Source organism: Roseateles sp. P5_E4 (assembly GCF_054049255.1).
The window spans coordinates 320,745-346,716 of the sequence record NZ_JBFUMS010000008.1; the positions used below are offsets into that span (position 1 = coordinate 320,745).

A 25,972-nucleotide genomic window follows, 5' to 3' on the forward strand; every position below is an offset into this window, starting at 1 on the left:
CGGCATGCACGTCGCCGTCGTCGGCTCCGGCTTCAGCGGTGTCGCCATCGCCTGGCAGCTGCTGGGCCGCCTGCCGACCGGTAGCACAGTCACGATGATCAACGGCTCGGGCCGCTTCGCGCGCGGCCTGGCCTATGGCACGCATTCGGCCGACCACCTGCTCAATGTGCCCGCCGCACGCATGAGCCTGGATCCGGGCCAGCCCGATCATTTCGTCGACTGGCTGCGACAGGGCGATGCGGGGCTTGACGGCCATGAGTTCGTTTCGCGCCAGCGCTATGGCGACTATCTGCAGTCGGCGCTGGAGCAGCGCGCTGCCACTTGCACTGGCGTCTCCTTGCAGCAGCTTGTCGCCTTGGTTGACGACTGCCTGCCGGCGGTCCGGGGCTGGCAGCTGAACTTCGTCGACGGCTCGCAGACGACCTTCGACGTCGTCATCCTTGCCATCGGTCACCTCCCGCCCCGCCACCCGCACCCTGATCTCGCCGGCCTGCCAGGCTACGTGGCCGACCCCTGGGCCGGCACGGCGCTCGATGACCTGCCGCCCGACACGCCGGTCGCATTGATCGGCAGCGGCCTGACCATGCTGGATGTGCTGATCACACTGCGCGCCCGCGGCCACCACGGTCCGGTGCTGGCCCTGTCGCGCCGCGGCCTGCTGCCGCAAGGCCATCGCCGCAATGAGGGGCCGCCCACGCCCTGGACGCTGAACCCGGCCATCGCCGACAGCCGCCCCCTGCGCCGGCAGCTACGCCTTTTCCGCGCCGAACTCGCGCGCGCCCAGGCCGCTGGCGTGGACTGGCGCGACGTGTGGGCCGCCTTCCGCGCGCAAACGCCCAGGGCCTGGCAGGCGCTGGACGCGTCAGGCCGCCGCCAGTTCCTGCGTCATCTGCTGCCCTACTGGGACGTGCACCGCCACCGCGCGGCGCCGCAGGCGCGTTCGGTACTCGAAGAAGACCTTGCCAGCGGTCGGTTGCACCAGGCTGCGGGCCGCGTCATGTCGGTCCAGGGCCACGACGGGCTGCTACGCATGGGCTGGTGCCCGCGCGGCACCACTGGCGTGGAGCGGTTCGACGCGGCCCGCATCGTCAATTGCTCGGGTCCGAGCTCGACCATCGACGGCAGCTCATCGCCACTGCTGTGGCGGCTGCAACAGGCCGGCCGCCTGCAACCCTGCCCGCATGGCCTGGGCTTGCAGGTGGACGAGGGCTACCGCATCCGCAGCGCCTCGAGCACAGGCCAATCGGGGCTCTACTACCTCGGGCCACACCTGCGCGCCCAGCTCTGGGAAGCGACTGCCGTGCCCGAGCTGCGCGAGCACGCCGCGGCGCTCGCCGCGCAGCTGGTCAACCCCTGAGCAGCGCCTCCAGCGCAGCCACCGCCTCGCTCGCATCGTCGCGGCTCGCGTCGATGCGCAGATCGGGCGCCTGAGGCTCCTCATAGGGTGCCGACACGCCGGTGAACTGCGTCAGCGCATTGGCACGCGCGTTGCGATACAGGCCCTTGGGATCGCGCCGCTCGCAGACCTCCAGCGGCGTGGCCACATGCACCTCGCGGAAGTTCGCGGCCCCGATGATGTCGCGCGCCATCGCGCGGTCCTCGCGCAGCGGGGAGATCAAGGCGCAGATGACGACYAGCCCCGCCTCGCGCATGAGCTTGGCCACCTCGGCCACGCGGCGGATGTTCTCGCGCCGGTCCTCGGGGCTGAATCCCAGGCCGCGACACAGGCCGGCGCGTACGGCATCGCCGTCCAGCACGGCAGCCATGACGCCGGCGTCTACCAGGCGCCGATGCAGGGCGGCCGCCAACGTGGATTTGCCTGCGCCCGACAGCCCCGTCAGCCACAGCACTCGCGGTTCGTGAAGCCCGGCTGCCATCAGCTCACTTCCCGACTGCGCTGGCCGCGGCGGCGCTGCGCTGCGCAATGGCCTCATCCAGGCCCGCGGTCAAGGCGTCCTGGCGCGGCATCACCTCCAGCAACTGGAAGCGCATAGCCATCAGTTGCATGACAAAGCCCAGGGTGGCCTTGTTCCCGCCCACACTGGCGGAAAGATCCAATTTGTTGATCACAAAGGCCTCGATGGCCTCGGCCTTCATCGAAGCCAATTGCTGTCGTAACGTGCGAATCGTCGGCTCGACGTCTGCCCAGGGCATGGCCAGCACCTGGTCGCGCAGATGCCGCCGCAGCCAGTCCGCGTCGCCACGAGCGGCGGCCTGACGGGCCAGCACTTCATTGAGCAGGCCCGCCGTCTGTCGACCCGCCGCGCCGTCCTGCAATTGCCGCGTCTTCTTGACTGCGTCGAACACGGCCGGCCATTCCCGCTGTGCTTGCGCAAAGACGGTGCGCTGCACATTGAGCTCGATCAGCGCCGGCTTGCTCAGCAAGAGGACCGCCTTGCCACGTTCGTCCAGCGCGGCACCGGCCTTCGCCAGCAGGGGTTTCCAGGTCGCAGCGGGCGCGCGCAGCATTTCACTGGGCTTGGCCGGCAGGACGAAGCTCGCCTGCGGCGCCTCGGTGCCCGCTTGGGTGATGGCGGCACCCGCCGGAGCGGTGGCAACGGCCATCAGCAAGGCCGACAGCGGCGCCAGCAAACGAGCGGCCCAACGGGACCGGCGAGAAGAGATCAACAACATCATCAATGCTCCGAATGGGAGGCGTGGAATTCAGAGCCCAGCCAGGCGCCCAGCAGGGCTCTCGGCTGGGAGGTATCGAGACCGGCAAGGTCGCGCAGCACGCGCTCGCCGGCACCCTCGTCCACCAGCCGCGCCACGCGCACGCCGGCACAGGTGGTCGGCAGGCTGGTTTCTTGGTCGGCGAGAAGCTCTTCGAAGAGCTTCTCGCCGGGCCTGAGGCCGGTGAACTCGATGCGGACGTCATCGGTCGAATGGCCGCTCATGCGGATCATCTGCCGCGCCAGGTCGGCGATACGCACCGGCTCGCCCATGTCCAGCACCAGCACCTGGCCGCTCTCGCCGATGGCGGCGGCCTGGATGACGAGACGGGCAGCCTCGGGGATGGTCATGAAGTAGCGAATGATGTCCGGGTGCGTCACCGTGAGTGGGCCGCCGCGGGCGATCTGTTCCTTGAACTTCGGGATCACGCTGCCGCTGGAGCCCAGCACATTGCCGAAGCGCACGGCCATGAAGCGTGTGGCGGTATGCCGCTTGGCCAGTGCCGCCAGCGCCATCTCCGCGGCCCGCTTGGTGGCGCCCATCACATTGGTCGGATTGACCGCCTTGTCCGTGCTGATCAGCACGAAGCGCTCGGCGCCAATCTCGGCCGCGGCCAGAGCGGCGTTGTAGGTCCCGAGCGTGTTGTTGCGGATGCAGGCGGCCGAGTTGTCGGCCTCCTCCATCAAAGGCACGTGCTTGAACGCCGCCGCGTGGAAGACCAGATGAGGCCGGTGACGAGCAAAGCAGCCGCGCAAATGGTCGAGATCCTTGACGTCGCCAATGACCCGCACCAGCGGCAGATGCGGGAAGGCCTCCGCCATGGCCTGCTCGATGGCATAGAGGGCGTACTCGCTGAGCTCGTAGAGCACGACGGCCCGCGGGCCATAGCGCGCGATCTGGCGGCACAGCTCGCTGCCGATGCTGCCGCCGGCGCCGGTCACCATGACGACCCGCGAGTTGATGCACTCCGAGATGCCGGCCTCGTCGAGCTGCACAGGCGGGCGGCCCAGCAGGTCCTCGGGTTCGATGTCGCGCACCTCGTTGACGCGGCGACCAGCCATCAGCTCGGTGCTGCTGGGCACCGTCAGCACCGGCAGCCCCGTGGCACCCGCCAGGTCCAGCGCGCGGCGGCGCTGCGCCACCGAGGCTGCCGGCATGGCCACGATCAGATGGGTGACGCCATGCACGTCCGCGAAGCGTCGCGCCTGGCTCAGGTCGCCCAGCACAGCCAGGCCAGCCACGCGGCCGCCCAGCTTGGCAGCATCGTCATCCAGGAAGCCCACCACCACCCAGCCTTGGCTATGCTGGATGCCGGCCACCAGCAGCCGGCCCGCGTCGCCAGCGCCCATCACCAGCGCCCGGCGCTGTTCCAGCGCAGTCCCGCTGATGCGGCTGCGCATGTGCTCGTAGAGCATGCGGTAGCCCATGCGCATCATGGCCAGCAGCATCAGCGTGAACAGCGGATGCAGGGCCAGTACGGCCCGCGGCACGGCATGCAGATGGGCCATCAGCACGGCAGCAGCGCCGATCAACCCGGCCAGCACGCAGGCCGCAGCCAGGCGCTTGACCTCGCCGAAACCGGAGAAGCGCCACATGCCCTTGGGCACGCGCAGCAGCCAGAGCACGGCGGTATAGATGGCCAGCAAGCCCAGCAGCACCCAGCCGTCGTAGTCCGGCCGCGCGGCGAACCAGCGCTCGAAGCCGAGGCGAAAGAGATAGGTGGCCTGCCAGGCGATGGCGACGACAAGGATGTCCAGCGCCAGGGCCAACGCCTCGCGGCGGGGGCGAAGGCGCGTCAGCAGGGTATCGAGAAACTGCCAGTTCATGCGGTCAGAGGAGCCACGCCAAGGCCAGCGAGGGCGTTGCCCAGGGCTTCGGGATCGACGCGGAAGTCGCACTGTATCGCCAGGAAATGGGAGTTCTGCTGCGCCTCGCCCACAACGAAGCAGTGCTGCATGCCCAAAGATTGGAGCGCGTGCGCCCATGAGGGGAAGTTGGCAGCGAACCCCGAACACATCGCGATGACCCGTGTTCCCGGCGCGCAGAAGACGCAGTTTGACAGCGCCGACCCCTGCGCGCCCACCACGACATCAGCGTCATGAAAACGCCTCACCTGGTCAGCGAAACCCAGGGTCTCCGGATAGACCTCCTCGAAGCCCCACCTGCTGACGAGCATGCGGCACACCTCGTCTTCGTTCAGCACTCGGCGTGTCGAACTGCGACGCCTGACCAGGATGCGCCGGCCCTGCCGGCCCGGCCTGCCCAGCGCAGCCAGCATGCGCTCCCGCAGATAGGCCAGACCATCGATAGACGACGGAGCCACGGACGCCATCGGTGGCAGATCGCGGCGCATGAGATGCGGGAAGAAAACGTCCGGTCCGGCAAACAGCACCCGATCGACCTGCACGCAATGGCCGGGCGCAATACGCCGGATGACGGCGTCAGGCCCCAGTAGCAACCGAAGCGCCTCGTAGTGGCTTGCGGGCATGCCGTCCTCCACCAGCACGCTGGCCTGAGTCGCACCCGGGTGCTGGTCGATGGCTCGCAACCTGAGCAGATGGTCCAGCAACCAATGGCCGTAAAACCTGGCCGAGGCTCCCAGCAGGGAGATGGCCGTGCCAGACACTCCGACTACGGGCAGATCGCGCAACATGACCTCGCGGGTCGAACCCAGTGCGATCCAACTGTCCGAAAAATAGTCGGTGAGCTCGCCCAGGGCGTGGGTCAGGGGGTCGCAGAGAGCCGAGCCGTCCTTGAACAACACGACGTCACTGCCTGCAGCCACCTTGGCATCAAGCGCGTCGCCCACATAGCGTGCGCAGGTCAACGCGGGGCCGGCAGCGCCCGTCACATCAAGGTAGGCTCCGGCGCTCCTTGGCTCGAGAATCACCATGGTCGTGGCCGGTTCGAGCAGCTTGACCGCGGCAACACCCGCCAGTCTCGGATCGATTGCAGCGCGCAGCGGGAAGGGTCCTAGCAGCTGGCTCCCACGTTGAGCCGCCACCGCAGCGACTTCGGCTTTGCCCTGCCCCTCTTCGAATCGCATGCGAGCCAGCAGCGACAAGGCCTGCGAGTCATCCGGCAACAGCTTCAGGGCTGTCTGAAGTTGCGCCACGATCTTGCCGCGGTAGTCCGACATGGCATTCGCAAGCGCGCTTCTCCATCGGGCTTCGACGTCGGTAGCCTCCGTCGTAGCTTTCGGGAACAGCAGGATCTCTGCCGGTACGCCACGGCCGCTGCGGCCGAACATCAGCCAGGCCCGCAGGACCTGCCCCCTGCCCCACCGCGGATGCGCCTGAATCTGAGGCGCCAGTTCCTGCTCGGCTTGTTCGAACAGGCCATGGTCAAACAGCCTGCTCAGCCGATCTTCGACGAGAACGCCAGGGCCAAGCGCGTCAACACCCTGCTTCAGCGCGGCCTTCCAGGACTTCAACATCGGGCGCGCCAGAAGTTCATCAGACAGCTTGGCAGCGAACTGCAAGGCCAGCTCCTGCTGCCCCAAGGCACGCCAGGAGTCCAGCAAAGCCACGTTCAACTCTTCCTGGGCGGTGAAGTGCCGCAAGGCCTGCTGCAGCACATCCACGGCCTGCGCAAAGGCTGACGCGCGCCAAAGCGAGAGCCCCAGAAAAGCCACCGCGGTCGGGTCACCCGGCTTCTCCTGCAGGACAGCGACACACAGATCGACCGCCTGCTGATGCTGTCCTCGCAGGCCGGCCTCGCGAGCGGCCTGCAGTCTGTTGTCCATCGTGCTCATGCGCCCGGTCTTGTCAGCCGCGAACGACGCGAGCAAGCGTCGCGAAGATCAGCCGCAGGTCGGTCGCCAGGCTGGCGCTGGCCGCATAGTCAGCCGACAGCCTGAGCTTGGCCGGCATCACGACCTCGCGGTACTCGCGCTCTGGGTCGTCCGCGGCGGCGAGCAGTTCGGCTTCGCGGCTGAAAGCGAGCGAGGCAGGGTCGGTGATCCCAGGCCGCACCGCCAGCACGCGCTCACGCAGCTCGACCGGATAGAACTCGACATAGCGCGGCAGTTCCGGCCGGGGACCGACCAGGCTCATGGCGCCGCGCAACACGTCCCAGAGCTGGGGCAGCTCGTCCAGCTTGGTCTGGCGCAGCACCTGCCCCGAGCGGGTAATGCGCGGGTCGGCGCCCACCGTGATGGCTGCGCCCGGCTCGACGCGCATGGTGCGGAACTTGTGGATGGTGAAAGGCACACCGAAGCGTCCGACGCGTGTCTGGCGGAACAGCGCCGGGCCGGGCGAATCGAGCTTGATCCAGACGGCGGCCAGCAGCAGCACCGGCGCGAGGATCAACAGCCCCAGCGCCGAGCAGACCACGTCGAACAGGCGCTTGATCAAGCCAGCAGCCCACGCACCGCCGTGATGACGCGCTCCACATCCGCATCGCTCATGGCCGTGTACAGCGGCAGGCTGACCGTGCGCTCGAAGGCCTTCTGCGACTGCGGGAATTGCTCGGGCGTCAGACCGTAGCGGTCGCGCCAGTAGGGATGCAGGTGCAGGGGCACGTAATGCACGCTGCAACCGATGCCGGCAGCGTACATGCCCTCGATGAAGGCATCGCGTGTGATGCCGGCTTCGTCGGCCAGGCGAACGACGTAGAGATGCCAGGAGTGCGTGTCGCCCGCCGGCGCCAGCGGCGGCAGGATCAGCGGTAGGTCGGCAAGGGCCTCGTTGAAGCGCATCGCAATCTGCTCGCGGCGGGCCTGGAAGGCCGGCAGGCGCTTGAGTTGGTGCAGGCCCAATGCGGCGGCGATGTCGGTCAGGTTGTACTTGAAGCCGGGCGCGACGATCTCGTAGTACCAGCTGGGCACCTTAGCCGTGAAGCGGTCGAAGGCGTCGCGGCTCATGCCGTGCAGGCGCATGACGCGGGCGCGCTTGGCCAGCTCGGCATTGCGCGTGACCAGCATGCCGCCCTCGCCGGTCGTCATCGTCTTGTTGGCATAGAAGCTGAACACGGTGGCGTCGCTGCCCAGCGTGCCGATCAGCTCCTTCTCCAGCGTGGTCGGCAGTGCATGGGCCGCATCCTCGATGACGCGCAGGCCGTGGCGGCGGGCGATGTCGAGGATGGACAGCATGTCCACGGCCAGGCCGGCGTAGTGCACCGGCAGGATGGCTTTGGTTTTCGGGGTGATCGCTGCCTCGATGGCCGCGATGTCGATGTTCAAGGTCGCCGGGTCGATGTCGACCAGCTTCACGTCGGCACCGAGGTAGCGCACGACCTCGGCGGTGGCCGTGAAGGTGTGGGTCGTCGTGATGACCTCGTCGCCGGGGCCCAGGCCAATGGCTTCCAGCGCCAGGTGCAGGCCTGCGGTGGCCGAGTTCACCGCGATGCACTCGATCTGCGGGTCACCGAGGAAGTCGGCAAAGGCCTGCTCGAAGCGCTTGGCCTTGGGGCCGGTCGTGATCCAGCCGGATTTCAGCGTGTCGACGACTTCGGCGATCTCGTCGTCGCCCAGGTCGGGCAAGGCAAAGGGAAGGAAGGGCTGGGCACTCATGAAGGGATTTTCGACGATCAGGTTTTGGCGATCAGCACCAGCCGGTGGGTACGCAGCCAGGGGACGAGGTTGAGCAGGCCATAGGCCGCAGGCAGCGCCCGGGCCAGCGGTGGCGCCAGCGTCACGCGCCGGGCCGTGAAAGCGCCTTGCGGGAAGAGCTGTCGCACGCGCGCCAGCGGCACGCCGCGGACGTCGGGGTTGCGCGGATTGTTGACGGTGAAGTCGTACCAGACGACGGCGCCACCCGGTTTGAGCCAGCGCCACATCGCGTCGGCCACGTGCTGCTGCAAGGCGTCGTCGAGGATGGACGAGAAGACCGTGGATTGCAGCACCAGGTCCTGGCTGGCCGGTGCGACGTCGGCTTCCGAAGCATCGCCTGGGAGCAGGCGCACGCTTTCGGGTAGGGCAGCGCGCGCGGCGGCCAGGCGCTCGGGCAGCAGTTCGATGCCGGTCAGGTGCGCGGGCAGCAGCCCCAGGCGCAGCAGGTCCAGCAGATTGCCACCGGCACCGCAGCCCACTTCGGTCGCTTGCCAGTCGGCCGGGCGCCCGGGATGTCGGGCAAGCAAGGTCAGCAGCACGCGCTGGCGCTCCTGCCACGTCCGCCAGACCTCGGGCCGCAACAGGCAGTAGCGGTCGGCGCCATCTGCGCGGGCCCTGCGGCGGGCGTAGCGCTGCGCGATCTGGTCGAGCTCGCTCACGACAGGGCCTCGATGAAGCGGGCGGCGAGAACCGGATAGGCGTGATGGGCCATCGCGAAGGCACGACCCCGCTCACCCATCTCGGCGCGCTGCTCGGGCGTCAGCGCCGCCAGCTTCAGCAGGCCCTGGGCCACGGCGTCGGCGTCTTCAGGCGCGACCGTCAATCCGGCGCCGGCCTCGGCGACCGGGTCGTTGCCCGCCTCGACCGAATGCAGCACGGCACGACCGGCCATCAGGTAGTCGATGAGTTTGTTGGGCGCGATGCCGAAGCGGTAGATGGGCGTGCGCTGCCAGCCGATGTAGGCGATGTCGAAGTGGCTCAGCAGCGTCGGGATCTGGGCTTTGGGAATGGGGGCGAAAAAGCGCACTTGCTTCAGCCCCTCGGCGTCGGCGCGCCCGGCCAGGCGTGTCGCCTCGTGACCGCTGCCCACCAGCACGAAGCTGATCGACCGATCGCGCAGCTTGGCGGCTGCATCCAGAAGCAGGTCGAGCGCATTGGGCAGGCCCATGGAGCCGGCATAGCCGACGATGACGCGACCGGCCGCGCGCTCCGCGTCGAGATGCGCCGCCAGCGTCGCACCGAGTGGCGCCGATTCACCCTGCCATTCCTCTGGCGCAAAGCCATTGGGCACGATGCGCAGCTTGTTCAGATCCAGGCCCTTTGAGGCCATGTGCTCGTGCACGCAGGGCAGCATGGAGACGACGACATTGGCATCTCGATACGCATCCACTTCCGCCTTGCCGCACATCAGCGCGAAAGGGTGACGCGGCGACATGCCGGACAGCTCGATCAGCGACAGCGGCCAGAGATCGTGCACCTCGTAGACCAGCTTGGCCTTGGCCAGTCGTGCCAGCTTCCTGGCGACCCAGACATCCATGGGATAAGTGCTCGACGCGATCACGGCATCAGGCCGGAACTCGCGCGTCAGCCGCCAGGCGTCGGCGCGCAGCTGGCGCAGGAAGGACAGGATGTTGCGCAAGCGGCCCACGCCGTTGCCCTGGTAGCTGGGCACCGGCAGCCAGCGGTAGCGGATGCCGTCGATGATCTCCTCGACCGGTTGGCCGGGCACCTCGGGCTGTACGGCGCGCACATGGGAGTAGCTGGCCGCGACGATGGTGACCTCGTGACCCGCCCTCACCCATTCACGGGCCAGGTAGTAGGGCCGGAACTCCATGCCGTGGGCAGGCGAACCGGCGTAATGGTTGACCAGAAGGATCCTCATGCCGGCGTGAGCTCCTTGAGCCGGGTCAGGAAGCGCTGCACGTGGGGCTCGAAGAGGCCGTTGGCGGCGACCCAGTTGCGATTGGCGATGGCGAGCTTGGTCGTGTCCAGCGTTGCCATGCGCGCCGGCAGGTCGTCCAGCGAGCCGACGATGAGGCCACGCGCCGAGTCGCCAATCAACTCACGATTGGCAGGCAGTTCGGACAGCAGCGGCACACAGCCATGCGCCATCGCTTCCAGCACCGAAACCGACACGGAATCGCTCTCGGGCAGGCTCAGGAACCAGGTCGAACGGGCGTAGTAGGAGGCCTGGGCGGCGGCGTCCAACCGGCCAACGAAGGTGATCTGCTCATGCAAGCCATGAGCAGCCGTTTCATCTTCAAGCGACTGACGTAACGAGCCATCGTTCGCAATGACCAAGCGCGCTTCAGGGTTCTGACGCGCGATGCGCAGGAACGCGTCAATGACGAGTTGCGGCCGGTAGATCGGCTCCAGGCCGCGGTTCGCGAAGCACAGCCAAGGCTGCTTCTTCGCGTTCTGCTTGGGCATGGCTTCAAGGCCGAATGGGAAGGTCATGACCTCCCCCGCACCCAGCTCGCGCATGCGCTCGGCCATGTAGACCGAGTCCGACGTGGTCAGGGTGCAATTGCGCAGCACCTTCTTCGTCATCCAGCGCCAGGCGCCACCGCGCTGCGGCGTCACGAGGATGTCGCTGCCCCAGGCCGAGCCGGCGATCTGGGCGCGCAGCCGCCAACCCGTGCGGGCCGCCCAGGCCAGCGTGCCATGGGAGGTCAGGTAGTGGGCGTGAATCCAGTCCGGATCGGTGTCGGCCAGCCAGGCGCCGACCTTGGGCAGCATCTTGATCAGGGCGACATTGCCGCCGCCATGGTCGGGAGCCGTGTTCAGCGCCAGCCGGCGTGCGTCGGGAAGCAGATGATGGAACTCGGGCAGGAAGCCGCGCGACGAGATGGCATGCAATTGCACGCGTGGGTTGAGCGCACGGGCCCACTTCAGCAGGTGCGGGCTTTCGCCGTCGCCGATGAGGACGAGCTTGAGACCGCCGCTCAGCATGGCCCGGCCCAGGCTGCGTAGGCCTCCCGGAGCTCGGGATGGCGTGCCAGCAAGGCCGCATCGCGCTCGCGCGTGTCGCCCACCTGGCGAGCTGGCTGGCCGGCCATGATGGCGAAGTCGGGTGCGGCGCCGCGCAGCTGCGAATAAGCGCACAGGATGGCACCCTTGCCGAGCGTGCTACCGGGTTCGATGAGGCTGTGCGGGCCAACAAAACTGTAGGCGCCCAGGCGGATCGTCCCCTTGCGGTAGCCCGGCAGCTCGCCGCCCAGCACCGCGCTGCGACGACCGTTCACGCGCAGGGCATTGTGGGTGCTGTGGGTCACGATGGAACAGAAATTGGTGATCTGCACGCCTTCCTCGATGACCAGCCCCGCGCCGGCGTCGATGAAATTGAACTGGCCGATGAAGACGTGGTCCGCCAGCTGCAGGCCGCCCTCGCCTTCGATGCAGGTGCTGGGTGCGATGCGCGAATGCGGCGCGCCGGCCTCGCCGAAGAGCATGCGAAAGCCGAGCAGCCTCAGCAAGCGGCGGCGCAGGCGGTTGATGAATACGCGCATCATTCCCAGGTCCAGAGTGCCCAGAAGAAGTAGCCGAAGTAGAGCAGCATCGCCGCGGACACGCCCCAGCCGGCACCGGCCAGGCCACCCAGGTAGATGCCGGCCGCCAGCCCGCCGATGAACATCGCCTGCCCGACCAGCGCCAGCTTCAGCGCCCAGGCCTGTGCACCCCAGGCCATGGTGACGACGGACAGCGGCGACGCGATGAAGTGCAGCGCGACATAGGGTGCCAGCGAGCGGGCCAGTTCGCCGGCGCCGCGCCATTCGGGGCCGAAGACGGTGGCGAACAGCCATGGCCCGAAGGCCAGCAGCGCGAGCATCAGCGGCAGCGCGATGGCCGTCAGCAGCAGCAGCTTCTTGCGCACCAGGGCGCGGGCTTCGCTGCGGCTTTCGGTCTGCGTGAGGCGGGGGTAGAGGGCCTGCGACAGCGAGCCGCCGACGAGGCTGGCCGGCGCCTTCAGATAGCGCAGTGCCAGCGCCCAGGCGCCAGCCTCGGGCGAACCCAGCCAGGCGGTCAGCAGCGCGATGGCCAGGGTGTCCTGCAGCGCGCCGGCAAAGGCGTGCGGCGTGTTCAGCAGCGGGAAATCGCGATGCTTCTCGGCCATGGCGCGCAGCGGCTGCGGTGCCAGCAGGCCACGCCAACCGCGCAGGGGGGCCGGCTGCGCCTGCAGGGCTGCGGCAGCAGCCGTGGCCAATGTGGCGCCGCCGATCAGCCCCCAGGGCCCCGCCTGCAACAGGCCGAAGCCAACCTGTGCAATGGCGCCGCCGCCCCACTGCACGACGCGGCCCCAGGCCAGCACGCCAAACCGACCGGCTCGAGCCTCCCATTGCGCCAGCGCCTGGCTGGCCGCGGCCGCCAGCACGGCCGGCGGCAACGCGGCGGCAACGGGAAGATCCGCCCAGATCATCCAGGCCCCGCCGACGACGATGGCCATGGCCGTCATCGCCAGCAGCACGCGCAGGCACAACGCCAACAGCGCCGCGGCGCCCTCTTCGCCCGTCTCGAGCGCCAGCGCGAACTCGTAGCGCGCACAACCGACAACGGCCAGATTGCTGGCTACCGTCCACACCAGAGAGAACTGGCCGTACTCGGCCGGCGTGTACAGCCGGGCGATCCAGGGGCCCAGCAAGAGCGGCACGGCCTGGGCCAGCGCGCTGCCGGCAAGCAAGGTGAGAGTGGCGCGCGTCAGGCTGTGGGAGGTCATCAAGGCGCGAGATTCTAGAATCGCTGGTTCGACTGAAGGCCCGCAATGACCACAACGACTCCGACTCCTGTTTCGACCGCTCAGGCCGACGACAACCAATTGATCGCCGAGCGCCGCAGCAAACTGGCCGCACTGCGGGCCACCACAGCGGTGCCTTTCCCCAACGACTTCAAGCCCCAGCACCGCGCCCAGCCCCTGCAGGCCCAGTACGGCGAGGTGCCCAACGAGGAGCTGGAACCGCAAGCCGTCAAGGTCAGCGTGGCCGGCCGAATGATGCTCAAGCGCATGATGGGCAAGGCGAGCTTTTGCACGCTGCAGGACGCCACTGGCCGCATCCAGCTGCGCGTGACCATCGACAACGTTGGCCCCGAGGTCTACGACGCCTTCAAGCACTGGGACCTGGGCGACATCATCGGTGGCGAAGGCACGTTGATGAGGACCAAGACCGGCGAGCTGTCCGTCGCAGTGACGACGCTGCGCTTGCTGACCAAGAGCCTGCGCCCGCTGCCGGACAAGTTCCACGGCATGACTGACCAGGAACAAAAGTACCGCCAGCGCTATGTCGACCTGATCACGGACGAAGACGCCCGCAAGCGCTTCACGGCGCGCTCCAAGGCGGTGTCGGCCATCCGCAGCTTCATGGTGGACCACGGCTTCCTGGAGGTCGAGACGCCCATGCTGCATCCGATCCCGGGCGGCGCCAACGCCAAGCCCTTCAAGACCCACCACAACGCGCTGGACCAGGAGATGTTCCTGCGCATCGCGCCTGAGCTCTATCTGAAGCGCCTGGTCGTGGGCGGCTTCGAGCGCGTGTTCGAGATCAACCGCAACTTCCGCAATGAAGGCATCTCGGTCCGGCACAACCCCGAGTTCACGATGATGGAGTTCTATGCGGCCTACTGGACGCATCATGACCAGATGGACTTCACGGAAGCCGTGCTGCGCCACGCGGCGATTGCCGCAACCGGCAGCGCCGCGCTGACCTATGCCGGCAAGCCGGTGGCGCTGGACAAGCCGTTTGCGCGCGTGTCGGTGCGTGATTCGCTGATCCAGTTCGCTGGCCTGACCGAAGCCGAGGCCGATGATGCCGACGTGCTGCGCGCCAAGGTCAAGGCCGCTGGCGAAGAAGCGCCCGCCCGTTGGGGCCTGGCCGAGCTGCAGTTCGGCCTGTTCGAGGCCGTCGTCGAAGAGAAGCTCTGGGAGCCCACCTTCATCATCGACTACCCCGTCGAGGTCTCGCCGCTGGCCCGTGCGTCGGATGCCAATCCCAAGATCACCGAGCGCTTCGAGCTCTTCATCACCGGCCGCGAGTACGCCAACGGCTTCTCCGAGCTGAACGACGCCGAGGACCAGGCCGCGCGCTTCCACGCCCAGGTGGCCAACAAGGATGCCGGCGACGAAGAAGCGATGTTCTTCGACGCCGACTTCATCCGTGCGCTGGAATACGGCATGCCTCCGACCGGCGGCTGCGGCATCGGCATCGACCGACTGATGATGCTGATCACGGACTCGCCGTCGATCCGCGACGTGATCCTGTTCCCGGCGCTGCGCCGGGAAGGCGGAAACTAAGCGGCCGAGGCGAGCGCCTTGCCCGCGATGCATTCGCTGTCGATGCGCTGCGACAGCTGCGCGAAGGCGTCCTGCGGCGCTTGTTGCAGGGTCTGGTCAAGCGGACTTTGAAGCAGGCGCAAAGCAAAAAGGGAACGTTTTCAACACGTTCCCTTTTTATCTCCAGTCAGTGCCTTGATGCCCTAACTGACTGGCATTGCCCTCTCGGGTCGCCTTTCGTCGGTTTGAAACCGCTTTGTTTCAGCGCTCGCTCAACGGCTGGCCAGAGCGGAGGCACGGCGCACGACAGGAGCCGGGAAATCACCCAGTTCGCGGGCGGCGTTTTCACCATGGTCGGCTGCCTGGGCGGCGGCGATCTTCTCGTCGGCGCGCACTTCGCTCGGCTTGACGGTCAGCACGGCCTGGCGGGGAAGCTTGACAGTGGCAACCGCGGCAGCCTTGGCCGCGCCCGGGGTCGTCACTTCGATGCCCTTTTCGCCCTGGATGGCGGCCAGTTCACCGCTGTTGCGGGCCGCAACCAGATCGGCAACGACTTGCTCGCGGGTCAACGGGGTGGTTTGGGCGGAGGCGGCGCCTGCGGCGATCAGCAGGGTGGCGGCGATGAGGGTGGACAGCTTGCTCATGACGGGCTCCTTCAGTGTCTGGCAGGAACTTCCTGCTTTCTAGGTCACTCGGACATCGCGACCGCGGTGTCCATGGGCCGAACTGTAGGGAGTCGATCTCAGTAGAAATACTAGGCTGGCGGGAACTGACTATTCATTCAACGCAAACAGTCATCCCTAGTTCGTCATCGTTTCGCCACAAGCCATCAACGGTGCTCGAAGTTCGGCGCTCGCTTGGCCAGGAAGGCTTCCATGCCCTCGTGCTGATCATGGCTGCCGAACAGCGCATGAAAGTAGCGGCGCTCCACGGCCACGCCGTCGGTGAGCGGCGCCTGATAGGCGAGGTTGACGAGTTCCTTGATCAGCATGACCGAGGGGCCGCTGAAGCCATTGATGGTTTCAGCGGCGGCCAGGGCTTCTTCGAGCAGCTTGTCAGCCGGCACGACGCGCGACACCAGGCCTGCGCTCTCGGCTTCTGCGGCGCCCATCATGCGGGCGGTCAACAGCATGTCCATGGCCTTGCTCTTGCCCACCGCGCGCGGCAGGCGCTGGGTGCCGCCCGCGCCGGGGACGATGCCAAGCTTGATCTCGGGTTGGCCGAACTTGGCTGTGTCGGCCGCGATGATGAAGTCGCACATCATCGCCAGCTCACAGCCGCCGCCGAGCGCAAAGCCGCCTACCGCAGCGATGACGGGTTTGCGCACCTGCAGGATGGTCTCCCAGTTCTTGGAGATCAAACCGCTCTTGAAAGCCGTGGCGAAGGTGTGGGGCAGCATGGTCGGAATGTCGGCGCCGGCCGCGAAGGCGCGCTCCGATCCGGTCAGCACGACGCAGCCGATGCCGTCATCGGCGTCAAAGGCGAGCAGGGCGGCGCCCATTTCGTCCATCAGCTGGTCGTTCAGCGCGTTCAGCGCCTTGGGGCGGTTCAGCGTGATCAGCCCGGTCTTGCGCGGGCCGTCGCCATGGACAGCGGTGATGATGCACTCGTAGGTCATTTGCTGAGTTTCCTGGGCGTGTCGTTGATTGATTCTGGCGCGGCTTGCAGCGGCGCGCTCTTGAGCATGAGATCGATATAGGTGTCGGCGTCCTGTCGGATGACCAGGCGCACGGGCAGGTATTGCAGGGAGGGCGCGAGCCAGACCTCGGCGACCAAGTCGCCGCCGCTGGCGGCCTGGCGCGGTTTGAGATGCCAGGCTGCCAGCGGACCCATCGGCGTGTCGAGCATCTCTTCCCCCAGCACTTCATAGGCCCAGTCATAAGGCCGGCTGGGTAGCAAGAGGCGGAACTGCACGACATGCCCCGCTTGCAGCGGCTCACGAGCGGTCAGAAAGAGCCAGGTCAGGTGCACGAACTGGCTGACCGCGTCCTGGGCACCGCGCGGTGCCGCCCCGCTCACGCCGGTCGCGGTCTGCACTTCCCCGCCGAGAAAGACAAGGTTGAGGCGTCGGGGCTCGCCGAAGATGCGCTTGGTTTCCTCGTCATAGCGCTGCGGTGCGATGCCGTCGGGCGTCAGCTGGCCTTGGCTGCTCATGCGCCGCGTGATCAACGGCGCGAAGCTGGGACCGATACCGACGTCGAGATGAATCTGGTAGTCCCTGCCCTTGCGCAGCCATTCGACCTGCGCCTGGCCACTGACAGGGCCGCGGTAGTTGCCGGTCAATACATAGCTCAGCCGCGTGGAGAGCGGCCACTCAGGGCCTGGCTCGCTGTCGAAGGGGGCCGAGGCCGCACTCGCAAACGGCGCCATCGTCTCGACCGGCGCCGAAGCCGCTGCCGTGACGGGCTCGACCAAGGGCTCGGGTACCAAGGCTGGCGGGGGGAGCGGCTCGGCGGCCGACGCAGCTTGAGATGCCGGCTGAGCCCGGGCGCGGGCAAGGTCCGGCCTGGCAGACCGCTGCGGGGGCGATGCGGGTGGAATGGAACGCACGGTCACCGGAGCCTGTGGTTTCATCTCCTGCACGAATTCGACCTTCATGCGAGGTGGCGTGGGGGGAGAGCCCTCGCTCATCCAGCCTTCGTGGATGCGCAGCACCTCGCGTCCGCCCAGCACGTGCAGCGCCAGCACCGCCAGCACCAGCAGGACCGGTGGCCGTGCCGCCTTCATGTCTGACTCAGGCGCCGAGCCAATGCCGGCGTGCGGCATGCGCGCCGTCGGCCAGATTCAGCGCGACGGCGGCCGGCCGTGCAGGCGGCAGTTCGACAGCCAGTTCAAGCAGCCGTTGGTCACGGCCGACAAGCAGTCTCAGCCGCGTATCGCCCGGCGCCAGCAAAGCCGGTATGTCATCCAGCCGGCGCAGCCGCCAGCCATTGCAGCCGAGGATCTCGTCGCGCGCATAGAGGCCGCCAGTCTCCGCCACCCCGCCAGCCAGCACATGGGTGATGGCAACACCCGTCAATGCGCTCTCGCGCACGCGCAGACCCAGGCGCTGGGCAATGCTTTGGCGGCCATCATCACGCCAAGCCACGCCATGAGCATCGAGCAGCTCACGCAGTTGCAGCTCGCCGGTGCCGTGTACCCAGTTGTGCACTTGCGCGGCCAGCTCTTTGCCCCCCAGAGCCGTGACGGCAGCCAGGATGTCCACCTCACTGACCGGGCCGCCGGCGCTGGCCGTCCACAGTCGCGTCATCAGCGCATCCAGGCTGGATTTTTGATCCCGCAGGCTCAGGTCCAGGCAGAGCGCGACAAGGGCGCCCTGGCCGTAGTAGTTGCTCGCGGCGTTGACGCTGTTCTCGTCGGGCCGGTAGTACTTGGTCCAGGCCTCGAAGCTGGCTTGGGCCAGCGGCTGCACGCGCCGGCCCGGCGAGGCCAGCACGCTGTTGACGCTGGCAGCGAGCAGTTTCAGATACCGCGGCGCATCGACCAGGCCGGCGCGGCACAGCATCAGTTCGTCGTAGTAGCTGGTGAACCCCTCGAAGAACCACAGCAGCTCGGTGTAGTTCTCGCGCTGGTAGTCGAAGGTCGCGAACTCCGCAGGGCGCAGCCGCTTGACGTTCCAAGCATGGAAGTACTCGTGGCTGAACAGGCCGAGCAGACGCACATAGTTGTCGCTGGGTGCAGCGCTTTCAGCGGCTGTCGGCAGTTCACGCCGTGCACAGATCAGCGCCGTGCTGGCACGGTGCTCCAGGCCGCCATGGCCGTCATCCACGGCCGAGAGCAGGAAGCTGTAATGCTCGAAAGGTGCACCACCCCAGAACGCGATGTGGGCCTCGCAGATGCGCCGCACATCGGCCAGCAGGCGCTCGCCGTCAAAGCTCGGCCAGGCGCCGGCCACGACGATGCGATGCGGCACGCCGGCGGCGATGAACTCGCCCTGCCAGTGCGGGCCGATCTCGAAAGGGTGGTCTAGCAGTTCGTCGTAGTCGGCGGCCTCCCAGCTTCCCTCGGCAGCGCTCATCCCGGTTGCGACACGCCAGCCCTCGGGCAGTTGCCCCAATGTCACGCGATGCGGCTCGCTCTCGCGGCCATGGGCGCGCAAGCATAGGCTGCTGGCGTTGAAAAAAGCGCGCCGGCTGTCCAGCCAGGCGGTTCGCACCGAGGCGTCGAAGGCGTAGACGTCATAGCTCAGGGTCAATGCCTTGGCTCGCGGCTGGCCGCTGCAGCGCACGCGCCAACTGGCCTTGTCGAGTTGCTCGACGACCAGTTCGTTGCCGCCCTGACGGGCCGTCATCCCGCTCAGATGCTTGGCGAACTCGCGCACGAGGTAGCTGCCAGGGATCCACACCGGCAGGCTGAAGAACTGCTCAGCCGCTGGGCTGGTAAGGGTCAGCGTGACGCGATAGCGATGGGCCGCAATGTCGGCCAGCTCAATCTTGTAGCTTGGTCCCCGCATCAGCTACCCGCGGCGGCGAGAAAGCAGCTCAGCGCTGCGACGGCCGTGAGCCGAAAGCGCAAGGTCAGCCAGTCCGCCGCGCCGAGCTGCGGGTACACGCGGCGGTCGACGAGATAACAGGCGATCAGCACACCGCCATGCAGAGCCAGGCCCGCATAGGCCGGCATTACCACACCCAGCCAGCCCAGCAGCACGGCGCTGATGCCCCAGACCAGGGGCTGACGCCCAGGCAGGCCACGTGCAAAGGACAGGCCCCAGTGGATGCCGCCGAGAAAGGCAATGACCAACCCGGCATACGCTGACATCCCGACGCTCACAAACGTGTGCTGATCGAGGTCACGGTCGCCGATCAGCCAGATCAGGGCGCATCCGAGCATGAAGGGAACGAGGCCGGCGTAGCCCAACCGATGCGCGAGCTCGCGGCGATCCACGCTCATCGGATTCAGGATTTGCTGGCCGGCGCGGCCAGGGCTTGCAGGCGCTTCTCCAACTCCACCGGACCGACGGCACCGGGGATGCGATTGCCGTCCTCCAGCAGGATGGCGGGCGTACCGTTCACATGGATCTTGCGCGACAGCGCGAGGTTGCGCTCGATGGCGGCGTCGTCGCAGGAAGCCGGTGCCTTGGCCGGCTGCTCGCCCTTGAGCATCCAGCCGAGCCAGGCATTGGCGTTGTCCTTGGCGCACCAGATCGCACGCGTCTTCTCGGGAGAGTCGCCGCCAAGGATGGGGATGAGGAAGGTATAGACCGTCACGTCCTTGAGCTCCTGCAGGCCCTTCTCGAAGCGCTTGCAGTAGCCGCAGTTGGGGTCGGCGAAGACGGCGATCCGGCGCTTGCCGCTGCCGTTCTTCCACACCAGCGCATCCTTAAATGGCAGGCTCGCGAAATCGATCCGGTTGAGCTGGGTGATGCGCTCCTCGGTCAGGTTCTTCTTGGCCTTCAGGTCGTAGAGCTCACCTTCGATGAGGAAGCTGCCGGTCGCGTCGGTATAGCGCACCTCATTGCCGATGCGGACCTCCCACAGCCCGGGCATGGGGGCCGGGCGGATCTCGTCGACCTTGGGCGCGTTGGGCATGCGCTCGGCAAGGGCCTTGCGGATGACGGCGTCGTTGGCCAGCGCGGGAAGGCTGATGGCAACAAGCAGGCCGGCCAGGAGTCGAAGGAACGTAGAGGACACGATGGGAGAGCCGGTTGGGGTTCAGAGCCCGAGGGCGCGCTGGGTCAGCCAGCGCTTGACGGGGGTGAGTTGGTTGAGCGCATCCAAGCCGCGGTTGCGCAGGCTCTGGACGGCGGGGGAAGAGTTGGCGAAGAGACGCTGCAGCACGTCGGTCAGCTCGCCCATCGCCAGCGTCGGCGCGAGGCGCTCGCGGGCATAGCGGCGCAGCAGGCGTTCGTCGCCGAGGGGGCGCCAGGACTCGCGCGCAGCCAGCACGTGGGCAAGCGCGGCGACGTCGCCCAGACCGAGGTTCAATCCCTGGCCTGCCAGCGGGTGAACGATGTGAGCTGCATCACCCAGCAGCACCCAACCCGGGCCGCTGACGACATCCGCGCGGGCCAGAGCCAGCGGCCAACTCGATCGCTCGCTACCGAGGCCCAACTCGCCCACAGCACCACCGGTGGCAGCATTGAGTTCGCGTTCGAATTCGGCGGCCGGCAAGGCTTGCAGTTGTTCGGCCCGCGCCTCAGCGCAGGACCAGACCAGGCCATAAGACGCACCAAGCGCCGGCTTCTCGAAAGGCAGCAGGGCCAGCACCTCGCCACCCGGCTGAAACCACTGGCGAGCGACACCCTGATGGGGCCGATCGGCTTTCAGTCTTGCGGCCAGCGCGCGATGGCCATAGGGCTTGAGCTTGAAGTCGACGCCCAGCGCGGCGCGCGCGGTCGATTCGCGACCTTCGCAAAGGGCGGTCAGCGCAGCCGAGGTGTTATCCGCGACGTTGTGAACATGAGGAGAGAAGCGCAGGGCCGTCGCGAGCTGCGCATCCAGCGCAGCAGCGTCGACGATGACGGCCAGCTCACGCAGGCCTTGCTGCCATGCCGAGAAGCTCAGTCGGCCGGCAGGCTGGTTGGCGACGGCATCACCGCCGACGACCATGTCGTAGACGGGACTGATCGCGTCAGGGGGCAAGCTGTCCCAGACCTTCAGCTCCGTCAGCAGGGCGACCGAGGCGGCGTTGAGCGCATAGGTCCGCACGTCGTCGGCGCGAGGCGTTCCCGGCGCGCCGGTCATGCCCACGGTCAGCCCCTGAGCAGCCAGGCTGAGCGCGAGGCTGCCACCGACCGCCCCCCGTCCTCTGACCAACACATCCACGCTTTGCATCGGGCAATTGTAGGCAGCGGTGATGCCCGCATCGCCAGCTGGGCCGGCCCGAAGGAGTCGACAGCGCCGGCCGACTAAAATCCCCGATTCGGCGTCGGCCTGCCGTCGCCCGCCCTCCCCTACGGAAAGCCCCCGCCATGAGCCTCAAATGCGGCATCGTGGGCCTGCCCAATGTCGGCAAGTCCACGCTCTTCAACGCCCTGACCAAAGCCGGCATCGCGGCTGAGAATTATCCTTTCTGCACGATCGAGCCCAATGTCGGCATCGTCGAACTGCCCGACCCCCGCCTCGCGGCCCTGGCCGAAATCGTCAAGCCCGAGCGCGTCATGCCCGCCGTCGTCGAGTTCGTCGACATCGCCGGCCTCGTCGCTGGCGCGAGCAAAGGCGAGGGCCTGGGCAACCAGTTCCTGTCCCACATCCGCGAGACTGACGCCATCGTCAATGTCGTGCGCTGCTTCGAAGACCCCAACGTCATCCACGTGAATGGCAAGGTCGACCCGATCTCGGACATCGAAGTGATCCAGACTGAGCTCTGCCTCGCTGACCTCGGCACCGTCGAGAAGAGCCTGCACCGCTATAACAAAGTCGCTCGCGCCGGTGACAAGGAAGCCATCGCGTTGGTCAAGGTGCTGGAGAAGTGCCAAGCCGCACTGGACCAGGCTCAGCCCGTCCGCACCATCAACTTCAGCAAGGAAGAACTGGTCATTCTGAAGCCCTTATGCCTGATCACGGCCAAGCCGGCCATGTTTGTTGGCAACGTCTCGGAAGACGGTTTCGAGAACAACCCGTTCCTTGACCGCCTGAAGGAATATGCAGCGGCCCAGAACGGCCCGGTGGTGGCGATCTGCGCCAAGACCGAGTCGGAGCTGTCCGAAATGGAAGACGAGGATCGCGCCCTGTTCTTGGCCGAGATGGGCCAGGATGAACCCGGTCTCAACCGCCTGATTCGTGCCGCCTTCAAGCTGCTGGGCCTGCAGACCTACTTCACCGCCGGTGTGAAGGAAGTGCGCGCGTGGACCATCCACATCGGAGACACCGGCCCGCAAGCCGCCGCGGTCATTCACACCGACTTCGAACGCGGTTACATCCGGGCGCAGACGATTGCCTATGACGACTTCATCAAACACCGCGGTGAGCAGGGCGCCAAGGACGCGGGAAAGATGCGCGCTGAGGGCAAGGAATACGTCGTCAAGGATGGCGACGTGCTGCATTTCTTGTTCAACGTCTGATTGCGACGTCTCACTGGCTTCGACAACCCGCTTCGGCGGGTTTTTTATTGCCCTCTGCAGGAGCCTCAGCTTAGGGGCCTACCGCGCGCCCCTCTCGCCGTGGCCGGAAGGCATCAATGACCTGATTGGACGGATCGCCCTACCATCTTGGAAGCCAGTCTTTCGCCGTTCGGCTTCGCAATGACTACGCCTCGCTACCTTTTCATGGCCATGCCGCCGCAGGCGATATAGGACGCCATGAAAGTGATCGTCGATCGCTACGAAGTGGACAGACTGCTTGGTCGGGCCCTCTTCGTTCCAACGAACTGGCACCAGTCCCTTTCGGATCGCTACTGGGAAGGGGATTCGCCGGATTTGCTCGAAAGGCTGCTGCGAGCCGGTGGCAAAGTATCGGCGCAGGCAGCCTCACTGACGCTGAACCGCATCGTCGCTGTCGGAGCGCATTGGGCCTGCCAGGGGGAACGCGCGGCTTTGCAGAACTGCTGGTTGCAGTTCGGAGGGCACTCCTCACCGAAGGAATCGATGATCGCGCTGGGCACACCGCGCACGTCACCATCAGCTATACCGCGCCTACGCAGCTAAGCCCTCCCAAAATCAGTGAGACCATTGACTGGATCCTTGACGAAATCCTGCTTGTCGTTGGCGGCGGGTCGCCTTATCACTATGAAGTGCTCTGTCGTTGGCCGCTGCGACCTCTGCCGGGCAATTCGCAATTGAGTCTGTTCTAGGCTCAATAGGGTAAGCGCGGCCTGACGGCCCTCTTGACGGGGCTGGTAGCTCAAATGTCCAGCACGTGCCGCAGCAAGCCGAAGCCCACGCGCCACTTGGTGCCGTCACCTGGGTCGATGCTAGCGGTGCGCTCGTTGATGCGAACGATGGTGCCCACCACGGTGTTGAGGTACTTGTCCTCGAAGGCCACCTTCTCGCCGCAGCGGAAGTCGTTGCGCGTGGGTCGAGGTGCTGCGGGTGCTGGTGCGGCTTCGGCTTGTCGCGCCGCGGCGTTGGGAGCCGGCGGCTCGATGGCCGCATAGGGCAGCTTCCACTCGCGACGCTCGCGCAGGTCTTGCAGCGTGACCTGGGTGTCGCGCAGGGCCACGACCTTACCTTCACGCAGGCTGCCGTCGCGCCAGTCGAGGAAGCGCACCGTCTGGCCCAGGTGCATGTCCTTGCGGACCGCGATGATGCGTCGCGGGTCGGCCAGCAGTCGCTCGATCAGCGTGCTGAGCTGGAACAACTCCAGGCTGCTGGCCTGGTGAAGGACGTCCAGCAGCCGTGGATCGATGCTCGGCCCGCTCATGCCGCCGCGCGCACGTCAGCGTCGGCGAGCTGGCTGGCGATGTTCCAGGGCAGCAACTCGTCGATCCGGTTCACCGGATGGTCGGCGATGCGCTGCAGCACCTCGCGCAGGTAGGCCTCGGGGTCGAGCCCGTTGAGCTTGGCGGTTTCGATCAGGCTGTACATCGACGCCGCGCGTTCGCCACCCGCGTTCGAACCCATGAACAGGTAGTTGCCGCGCCCGAGCGCAACGCCGCGCAGTGCACGCTCGGCGGCCGAGTTGTCGATCTCGATGCGGCCGTCGTCCACATAGCGCGTCAACGCCTTCCAGCGCGCCAGGCTGTAGCGGGCGGCCTTGGTCAACTCCGACTTCGTCGACACCTGGGTCAGAACGCCCTGCAGCCAGAGGTGGAACTTCTTCAGCAAGGGGCCGGCTCGCGCCTGCCGCTGCTGGCGTCGCACCTCTGGTGGGCGACCTCGGATGTCTGCTTCGACGGCATACAGGCCCTGGATGTGGCGCAGTGCCTGCGCCGCCAGCCCGGTGTCGTCCCGGTGCTGCTCGTACAGATCCCACCACGGCCGTCGCGCGTGCGCCCAGCATGCCGCTTCGACCACGTGGCCACCTTCGAAGAGCGCGTTCCATCCACCGTAGGCATCGGCCTGCAGGATGCCGCGGAAGTCGCGCAGGTGGCGCTGCGGGTGCTCGCCCTTGCGGTCCGCCGAGTAGCGGAACCAGACCGCCGGCGGCGCGCTGTCGCCCGAGGGCCGGTCGTCGCGCACATAAACCCACAGCCTGCCGGTGCGGGTCTTGCCTTCGCCTGGTGCCAGCACCTTGACCGGCGTGTCGTCGGCGTGCACCTTGGCCGCGTGCAGGACATGCCGGCCCAGTGCTGCAAGCAGGGGATCGAACAAGGTGTGAACCTGCTCCACCCAGCCGGCCATCGTGCTGGGGTCGATCTCGACGCCTTCGCGCGCATAGACACGGCTCTGGCGGTGCAGGGGTGAGTGGTCGCAGAACTTGGACACCATCACGTGGGCCAGCAGCGCCGGGCCCGCCAGACCGCGCGCGATCGGCCGGCTCGGCGCGCTGGCTTGGAAGATGGCCTCGCACTTCGTGCAAGCCAACTTGGGCCGCACAGTGCGGATGACCTTGAAGCGCGCCGGCACGTACTCCAGGTGCTCCGAGACGTCGGCGCCGATGCTGCGCAGCCGGCCCCCGCAGGAGGTGCAGCCGCAGGCCTGGCCAGCAGCGTCGTGATGCGCAGCGCTGGTGGCGGGCCGCACCTCGCGCTGTTCGCGCGGCAGGTGTTCCGGCAGGCTGCGGTCGACGCTGCCGGCATTGGCGGCCGGCGTGGTGGGCTTGCGCACGGGCAGCTGCTCCAACGCCACCGGCTCGATGAGGCTGGCCTGCAGATCGAATCGCTCGCTGGAGACTCCAAATTGCGCGCGCACTCGGCGTGCCAGTTGCAGCTTGAGCTTATCGACCATCAGCTTGAGCCGCTGCACCTCGCTGGCGCTGATGCGCAGTTGCTGCTTGAGCAGCTGCGCGTCGTCGGGCAGTTGGCTGATCGGCTCGATGTCCTGCGGCACGAACCTCAGTGTGCGACAGGGTCACCGTGTTGGCATCGGGATCACTCCCGAGAAGGCATCACCTATGCAGCCAGTTGAGGTGAGCTCGTGCGAGTCGGCATGCGCCAGTCGATGCCTTCCAGCAGCATGGACAGTTGTGCTGCGGTCAGAGCAACGCGACCGCCGACGGCTTGAGGCCAGACGAAGCGCCCGCGCTCCGGTCGCTTGGCAAGCAGCATCAGTCCTTGGCCATCGAACCACAGCACCTTGATGATGTCGCCGCGCCGCCCCCGGAAGACGAACACGTGGCCGTCGAACGGGTTCGACGCCAGGGCCGTCTGCACCACGGCAGCCAGGCCGTCGAAGCCCTTCCTCATGTCCGTGTGGCCGGCGACGAGCCACACGCGCGTGCCCGATGGCAGGCCGATCATGCGAGGCTGCGCAACGCGGTGAGCACTATCTCGCCGCAATCGCCGATGCGCCCATCGCGATAGAACCCATCGACTGGACCATCGATCGCGTGCTGCTTGTCCGCAGCGAGGGTGACGGGGCGGGCTACCGCTACAGCGAAGTCGCGAGTTGGGAACTGCCTGCGGCGCCCCTGGCTCCGCAAATTGATTTGTTTTGAGCGGGCCTGAAT

Annotated in this window: 27 protein-coding genes; 4 read left to right on the plus strand and 23 right to left on the minus strand. The window is 67.1% G+C overall.

Translation table 11 applies throughout. The annotated features are described in order from the left end of the window. Nucleotides 1-4: 4 nt before the first annotated feature. Nucleotides 5-1,357, plus strand: coding sequence for an FAD/NAD(P)-binding protein (locus ACXJLH_RS17605; RefSeq protein ID WP_457445578.1), 1,353 nt, complete (start codon nt 5-7; stop codon nt 1,355-1,357). Here ACXJLH_RS17605 and cysC read toward each other — a convergent pair. From cysC to ACXJLH_RS17660, 11 genes are all read right to left on the minus strand, one after another. Then, complete coding sequence (cysC, locus tag ACXJLH_RS17610; protein ID WP_457445579.1) at nt 1,347-1,934, minus strand: adenylyl-sulfate kinase; 588 nt, start codon at nt 1,932-1,934, stop codon at nt 1,347-1,349. The genes ACXJLH_RS17605 and cysC overlap by 11 nt on opposite strands. Next, entirely contained in the window at nt 1,882-2,469 is a 588-nt protein-coding gene (locus tag ACXJLH_RS17615) for a hypothetical protein (RefSeq protein ID WP_457445580.1), read from the minus strand. The genes cysC and ACXJLH_RS17615 overlap by 53 nt, the downstream gene beginning before the upstream one ends. Before the next feature lie 167 nt (nt 2,470-2,636). Next, the gene (locus ACXJLH_RS17620) at nt 2,637-4,499 is read right to left on the minus strand and encodes a polysaccharide biosynthesis protein (protein WP_457445581.1); all 1,863 of its coding nucleotides are present in this window, start codon (nt 4,497-4,499) and stop codon (nt 2,637-2,639) included. Continuing rightward, the gene (locus ACXJLH_RS17625; protein WP_457445582.1) at nt 4,496-6,427 is read right to left on the minus strand and encodes a glycosyltransferase 61 family protein; all 1,932 of its coding nucleotides are present in this window, start codon (nt 6,425-6,427) and stop codon (nt 4,496-4,498) included. The genes ACXJLH_RS17620 and ACXJLH_RS17625 overlap by 4 nt, the downstream gene beginning before the upstream one ends. 13 nt (nt 6,428-6,440) lie before the next feature. Continuing rightward, a complete protein-coding gene (locus tag ACXJLH_RS17630; RefSeq protein ID WP_457445583.1) occupies nt 6,441-7,028 on the minus strand; it encodes a sugar transferase in 588 nt (195 codons plus the stop codon). Next, nucleotides 7,025-8,185, minus strand: coding sequence for a DegT/DnrJ/EryC1/StrS family aminotransferase (locus ACXJLH_RS17635; protein WP_457445584.1), 1,161 nt, complete (start codon nt 8,183-8,185; stop codon nt 7,025-7,027). The genes ACXJLH_RS17630 and ACXJLH_RS17635 overlap by 4 nt, the downstream gene beginning before the upstream one ends. Before the next feature lie 17 nt (nt 8,186-8,202). After that, nucleotides 8,203-8,883 carry a class I SAM-dependent methyltransferase gene (locus ACXJLH_RS17640; protein ID WP_457445585.1) on the minus strand — a complete coding sequence of 227 codons (681 nt, stop codon included), beginning with the start codon at nt 8,881-8,883 and terminating at the stop codon, nt 8,203-8,205. Beyond that, nucleotides 8,880-10,106 (minus strand): glycosyltransferase family 4 protein, encoded by a 1,227-nt coding sequence (locus ACXJLH_RS17645; RefSeq protein ID WP_457445586.1) that lies wholly within the window; start codon nt 10,104-10,106, stop codon nt 8,880-8,882. The genes ACXJLH_RS17640 and ACXJLH_RS17645 overlap by 4 nt, the downstream gene beginning before the upstream one ends. Next, nucleotides 10,103-11,176 carry a glycosyltransferase gene (locus ACXJLH_RS17650; RefSeq protein ID WP_457445587.1) on the minus strand — a complete coding sequence of 358 codons (1,074 nt, stop codon included), beginning with the start codon at nt 11,174-11,176 and terminating at the stop codon, nt 10,103-10,105. The genes ACXJLH_RS17645 and ACXJLH_RS17650 overlap by 4 nt, the downstream gene beginning before the upstream one ends. Next, nucleotides 11,170-11,733, minus strand: coding sequence for an acyltransferase (locus tag ACXJLH_RS17655; protein ID WP_457445601.1), 564 nt, complete (start codon nt 11,731-11,733; stop codon nt 11,170-11,172). Before ACXJLH_RS17655 ends, ACXJLH_RS17650 begins: the two co-directional genes overlap by 7 nt. Further along, nucleotides 11,733-12,938, minus strand: coding sequence for a lipopolysaccharide biosynthesis protein (locus tag ACXJLH_RS17660; RefSeq protein ID WP_457445588.1), 1,206 nt, complete (start codon nt 12,936-12,938; stop codon nt 11,733-11,735). Before ACXJLH_RS17660 ends, ACXJLH_RS17655 begins: the two co-directional genes overlap by 1 nt. A 45-nt stretch (nt 12,939-12,983) precedes the next feature. Between ACXJLH_RS17660 and lysS the strand changes: the two genes are divergently transcribed. Further along, complete coding sequence (lysS, locus tag ACXJLH_RS17665) at nt 12,984-14,507, plus strand: lysine--tRNA ligase (RefSeq protein WP_457355725.1); 1,524 nt, start codon at nt 12,984-12,986, stop codon at nt 14,505-14,507. On the opposite strand, the gene ACXJLH_RS17670 is transcribed toward lysS, so the two are convergent. The 8 genes from ACXJLH_RS17670 to ACXJLH_RS17705 all read right to left on the minus strand — a co-directional run bounded on the left by ACXJLH_RS17670 (nt 14,504) and on the right by ACXJLH_RS17705 (nt 21,259). Further along, a complete protein-coding gene (locus tag ACXJLH_RS17670) occupies nt 14,504-14,629 on the minus strand; it encodes a hypothetical protein (RefSeq protein WP_457445589.1) in 126 nt (41 codons plus the stop codon). The two genes, lysS and ACXJLH_RS17670, sit on opposite strands and share 4 nt — an antisense overlap. A 129-nt stretch (nt 14,630-14,758) precedes the next feature. Further along, nucleotides 14,759-15,130, minus strand: coding sequence for a DUF4148 domain-containing protein (locus ACXJLH_RS17675; RefSeq protein ID WP_056204416.1), 372 nt, complete (start codon nt 15,128-15,130; stop codon nt 14,759-14,761). A gap of 185 nt (nt 15,131-15,315) precedes the next feature. Further along, nucleotides 15,316-16,104 carry an enoyl-CoA hydratase gene (locus ACXJLH_RS17680; RefSeq protein ID WP_457445590.1) on the minus strand — a complete coding sequence of 263 codons (789 nt, stop codon included), beginning with the start codon at nt 16,102-16,104 and terminating at the stop codon, nt 15,316-15,318. Beyond that, complete coding sequence (locus ACXJLH_RS17685) at nt 16,101-17,213, minus strand: DUF3108 domain-containing protein (protein ID WP_457445591.1); 1,113 nt, start codon at nt 17,211-17,213, stop codon at nt 16,101-16,103. Before ACXJLH_RS17685 ends, ACXJLH_RS17680 begins: the two co-directional genes overlap by 4 nt. Nucleotides 17,214-17,220: 7 nt before the next feature. After that, on the minus strand, nt 17,221-18,939 hold the full coding sequence (locus ACXJLH_RS17690; RefSeq protein ID WP_457445592.1) for a M61 family metallopeptidase: 1,719 nt from the start codon (nt 18,937-18,939) through the stop codon (nt 17,221-17,223). Then, on the minus strand, nt 18,939-19,376 hold the full coding sequence (locus ACXJLH_RS17695) for a DUF3429 domain-containing protein (RefSeq protein ID WP_056204427.1): 438 nt from the start codon (nt 19,374-19,376) through the stop codon (nt 18,939-18,941). Before ACXJLH_RS17695 ends, ACXJLH_RS17690 begins: the two co-directional genes overlap by 1 nt. Nucleotides 19,377-19,381: 5 nt before the next feature. After that, on the minus strand, nt 19,382-20,116 hold the full coding sequence (locus ACXJLH_RS17700; RefSeq protein ID WP_056204429.1) for a DsbC family protein: 735 nt from the start codon (nt 20,114-20,116) through the stop codon (nt 19,382-19,384). A 21-nt stretch (nt 20,117-20,137) separates the two neighbouring features. After that, complete coding sequence (locus tag ACXJLH_RS17705; RefSeq protein ID WP_457445593.1) at nt 20,138-21,259, minus strand: FAD-dependent monooxygenase; 1,122 nt, start codon at nt 21,257-21,259, stop codon at nt 20,138-20,140. A 137-nt stretch (nt 21,260-21,396) separates the two neighbouring features. Here ACXJLH_RS17705 and ychF point away from each other — a divergent pair, with 137 nt between their 5' ends. Then, a complete protein-coding gene (gene ychF, locus ACXJLH_RS17710; protein WP_056204434.1) occupies nt 21,397-22,488 on the plus strand; it encodes a redox-regulated ATPase YchF in 1,092 nt (363 codons plus the stop codon). Nucleotides 22,489-22,725: 237 nt separating this feature from the next. Then, entirely contained in the window at nt 22,726-23,070 is a 345-nt protein-coding gene (locus tag ACXJLH_RS17715) for a hypothetical protein (protein ID WP_457445594.1), read from the plus strand. A 196-nt stretch (nt 23,071-23,266) separates the two neighbouring features. Here the strand turns inward: ACXJLH_RS17715 and ACXJLH_RS17720 are convergent, their stop codons facing one another. The 4 genes from ACXJLH_RS17720 to ACXJLH_RS17735 form a co-directional block, all read right to left on the minus strand. Beyond that, nucleotides 23,267-23,785 (minus strand): hypothetical protein, encoded by a 519-nt coding sequence (locus tag ACXJLH_RS17720; RefSeq protein WP_454914241.1) that lies wholly within the window; start codon nt 23,783-23,785, stop codon nt 23,267-23,269. Further along, nucleotides 23,782-25,353 carry an IS66 family transposase gene (gene tnpC / locus ACXJLH_RS17725; protein ID WP_457445595.1) on the minus strand — a complete coding sequence of 524 codons (1,572 nt, stop codon included), beginning with the start codon at nt 25,351-25,353 and terminating at the stop codon, nt 23,782-23,784. Before tnpC ends, ACXJLH_RS17720 begins: the two co-directional genes overlap by 4 nt. Nucleotides 25,354-25,415: 62 nt before the next feature. Then, nucleotides 25,416-25,763 carry an IS66 family insertion sequence element accessory protein TnpB gene (gene tnpB / locus ACXJLH_RS17730; protein ID WP_457445596.1) on the minus strand — a complete coding sequence of 116 codons (348 nt, stop codon included), beginning with the start codon at nt 25,761-25,763 and terminating at the stop codon, nt 25,416-25,418. After that, nucleotides 25,760-25,972, minus strand: a 213-nt coding sequence (locus ACXJLH_RS17735; protein WP_457445597.1) for a hypothetical protein, incomplete at its 5' end; no start/stop codon positions are given. The genes ACXJLH_RS17735 and tnpB, both read right to left, overlap by 4 nt.

Coding starts and splice junctions, on each gene's coding strand:
- ACXJLH_RS17605 (WP_457445578.1), top strand. CDS start 5: ATGCACGTCGCCGTCGTCGGCTCCGGCTTCAGCGGTGTCGCCATCGCC.
- ACXJLH_RS17615 (WP_457445580.1), bottom strand. CDS start 2,469: ATGCTGCGCGCGCCCGCTGCGACCTGGAAACCCCTGCTGGCGAAGGCC.
- ACXJLH_RS17620 (WP_457445581.1), bottom strand. CDS start 4,499: ATGAACTGGCAGTTTCTCGATACCCTGCTGACGCGCCTTCGCCCCCGC.
- ACXJLH_RS17625 (WP_457445582.1), bottom strand. CDS start 6,427: ATGAGCACGATGGACAACAGACTGCAGGCCGCTCGCGAGGCCGGCCTG.
- ACXJLH_RS17635 (WP_457445584.1), bottom strand. CDS start 8,185: ATGAGTGCCCAGCCCTTCCTTCCCTTTGCCTTGCCCGACCTGGGCGAC.
- ACXJLH_RS17645 (WP_457445586.1), bottom strand. CDS start 10,106: ATGAGGATCCTTCTGGTCAACCATTACGCCGGTTCGCCTGCCCACGGC.
- ACXJLH_RS17650 (WP_457445587.1), bottom strand. CDS start 11,176: ATGCTGAGCGGCGGTCTCAAGCTCGTCCTCATCGGCGACGGCGAAAGC.
- ACXJLH_RS17655 (WP_457445601.1), bottom strand. CDS start 11,733: ATGCGCGTATTCATCAACCGCCTGCGCCGCCGCTTGCTGAGGCTGCTC.
- ACXJLH_RS17660 (WP_457445588.1), bottom strand. CDS start 12,938: ATGACCTCCCACAGCCTGACGCGCGCCACTCTCACCTTGCTTGCCGGC.
- lysS (WP_457355725.1), top strand. CDS start 12,984: ATGACCACAACGACTCCGACTCCTGTTTCGACCGCTCAGGCCGACGAC.
- ACXJLH_RS17675 (WP_056204416.1), bottom strand. CDS start 15,130: ATGAGCAAGCTGTCCACCCTCATCGCCGCCACCCTGCTGATCGCCGCA.
- ACXJLH_RS17680 (WP_457445590.1), bottom strand. CDS start 16,104: ATGACCTACGAGTGCATCATCACCGCTGTCCATGGCGACGGCCCGCGC.
- ACXJLH_RS17685 (WP_457445591.1), bottom strand. CDS start 17,213: ATGAAGGCGGCACGGCCACCGGTCCTGCTGGTGCTGGCGGTGCTGGCG.
- ACXJLH_RS17690 (WP_457445592.1), bottom strand. CDS start 18,939: ATGCGGGGACCAAGCTACAAGATTGAGCTGGCCGACATTGCGGCCCAT.
- ACXJLH_RS17695 (WP_056204427.1), bottom strand. CDS start 19,376: ATGAGCGTGGATCGCCGCGAGCTCGCGCATCGGTTGGGCTACGCCGGC.
- ACXJLH_RS17705 (WP_457445593.1), bottom strand. CDS start 21,259: ATGCAAAGCGTGGATGTGTTGGTCAGAGGACGGGGGGCGGTCGGTGGC.
- ychF (WP_056204434.1), top strand. CDS start 21,397: ATGAGCCTCAAATGCGGCATCGTGGGCCTGCCCAATGTCGGCAAGTCC.
- ACXJLH_RS17715 (WP_457445594.1), top strand. CDS start 22,726: ATGAAAGTGATCGTCGATCGCTACGAAGTGGACAGACTGCTTGGTCGG.
- ACXJLH_RS17720 (WP_454914241.1), bottom strand. CDS start 23,785: ATGAGCGGGCCGAGCATCGATCCACGGCTGCTGGACGTCCTTCACCAG.
- tnpB (WP_457445596.1), bottom strand. CDS start 25,763: ATGATCGGCCTGCCATCGGGCACGCGCGTGTGGCTCGTCGCCGGCCAC.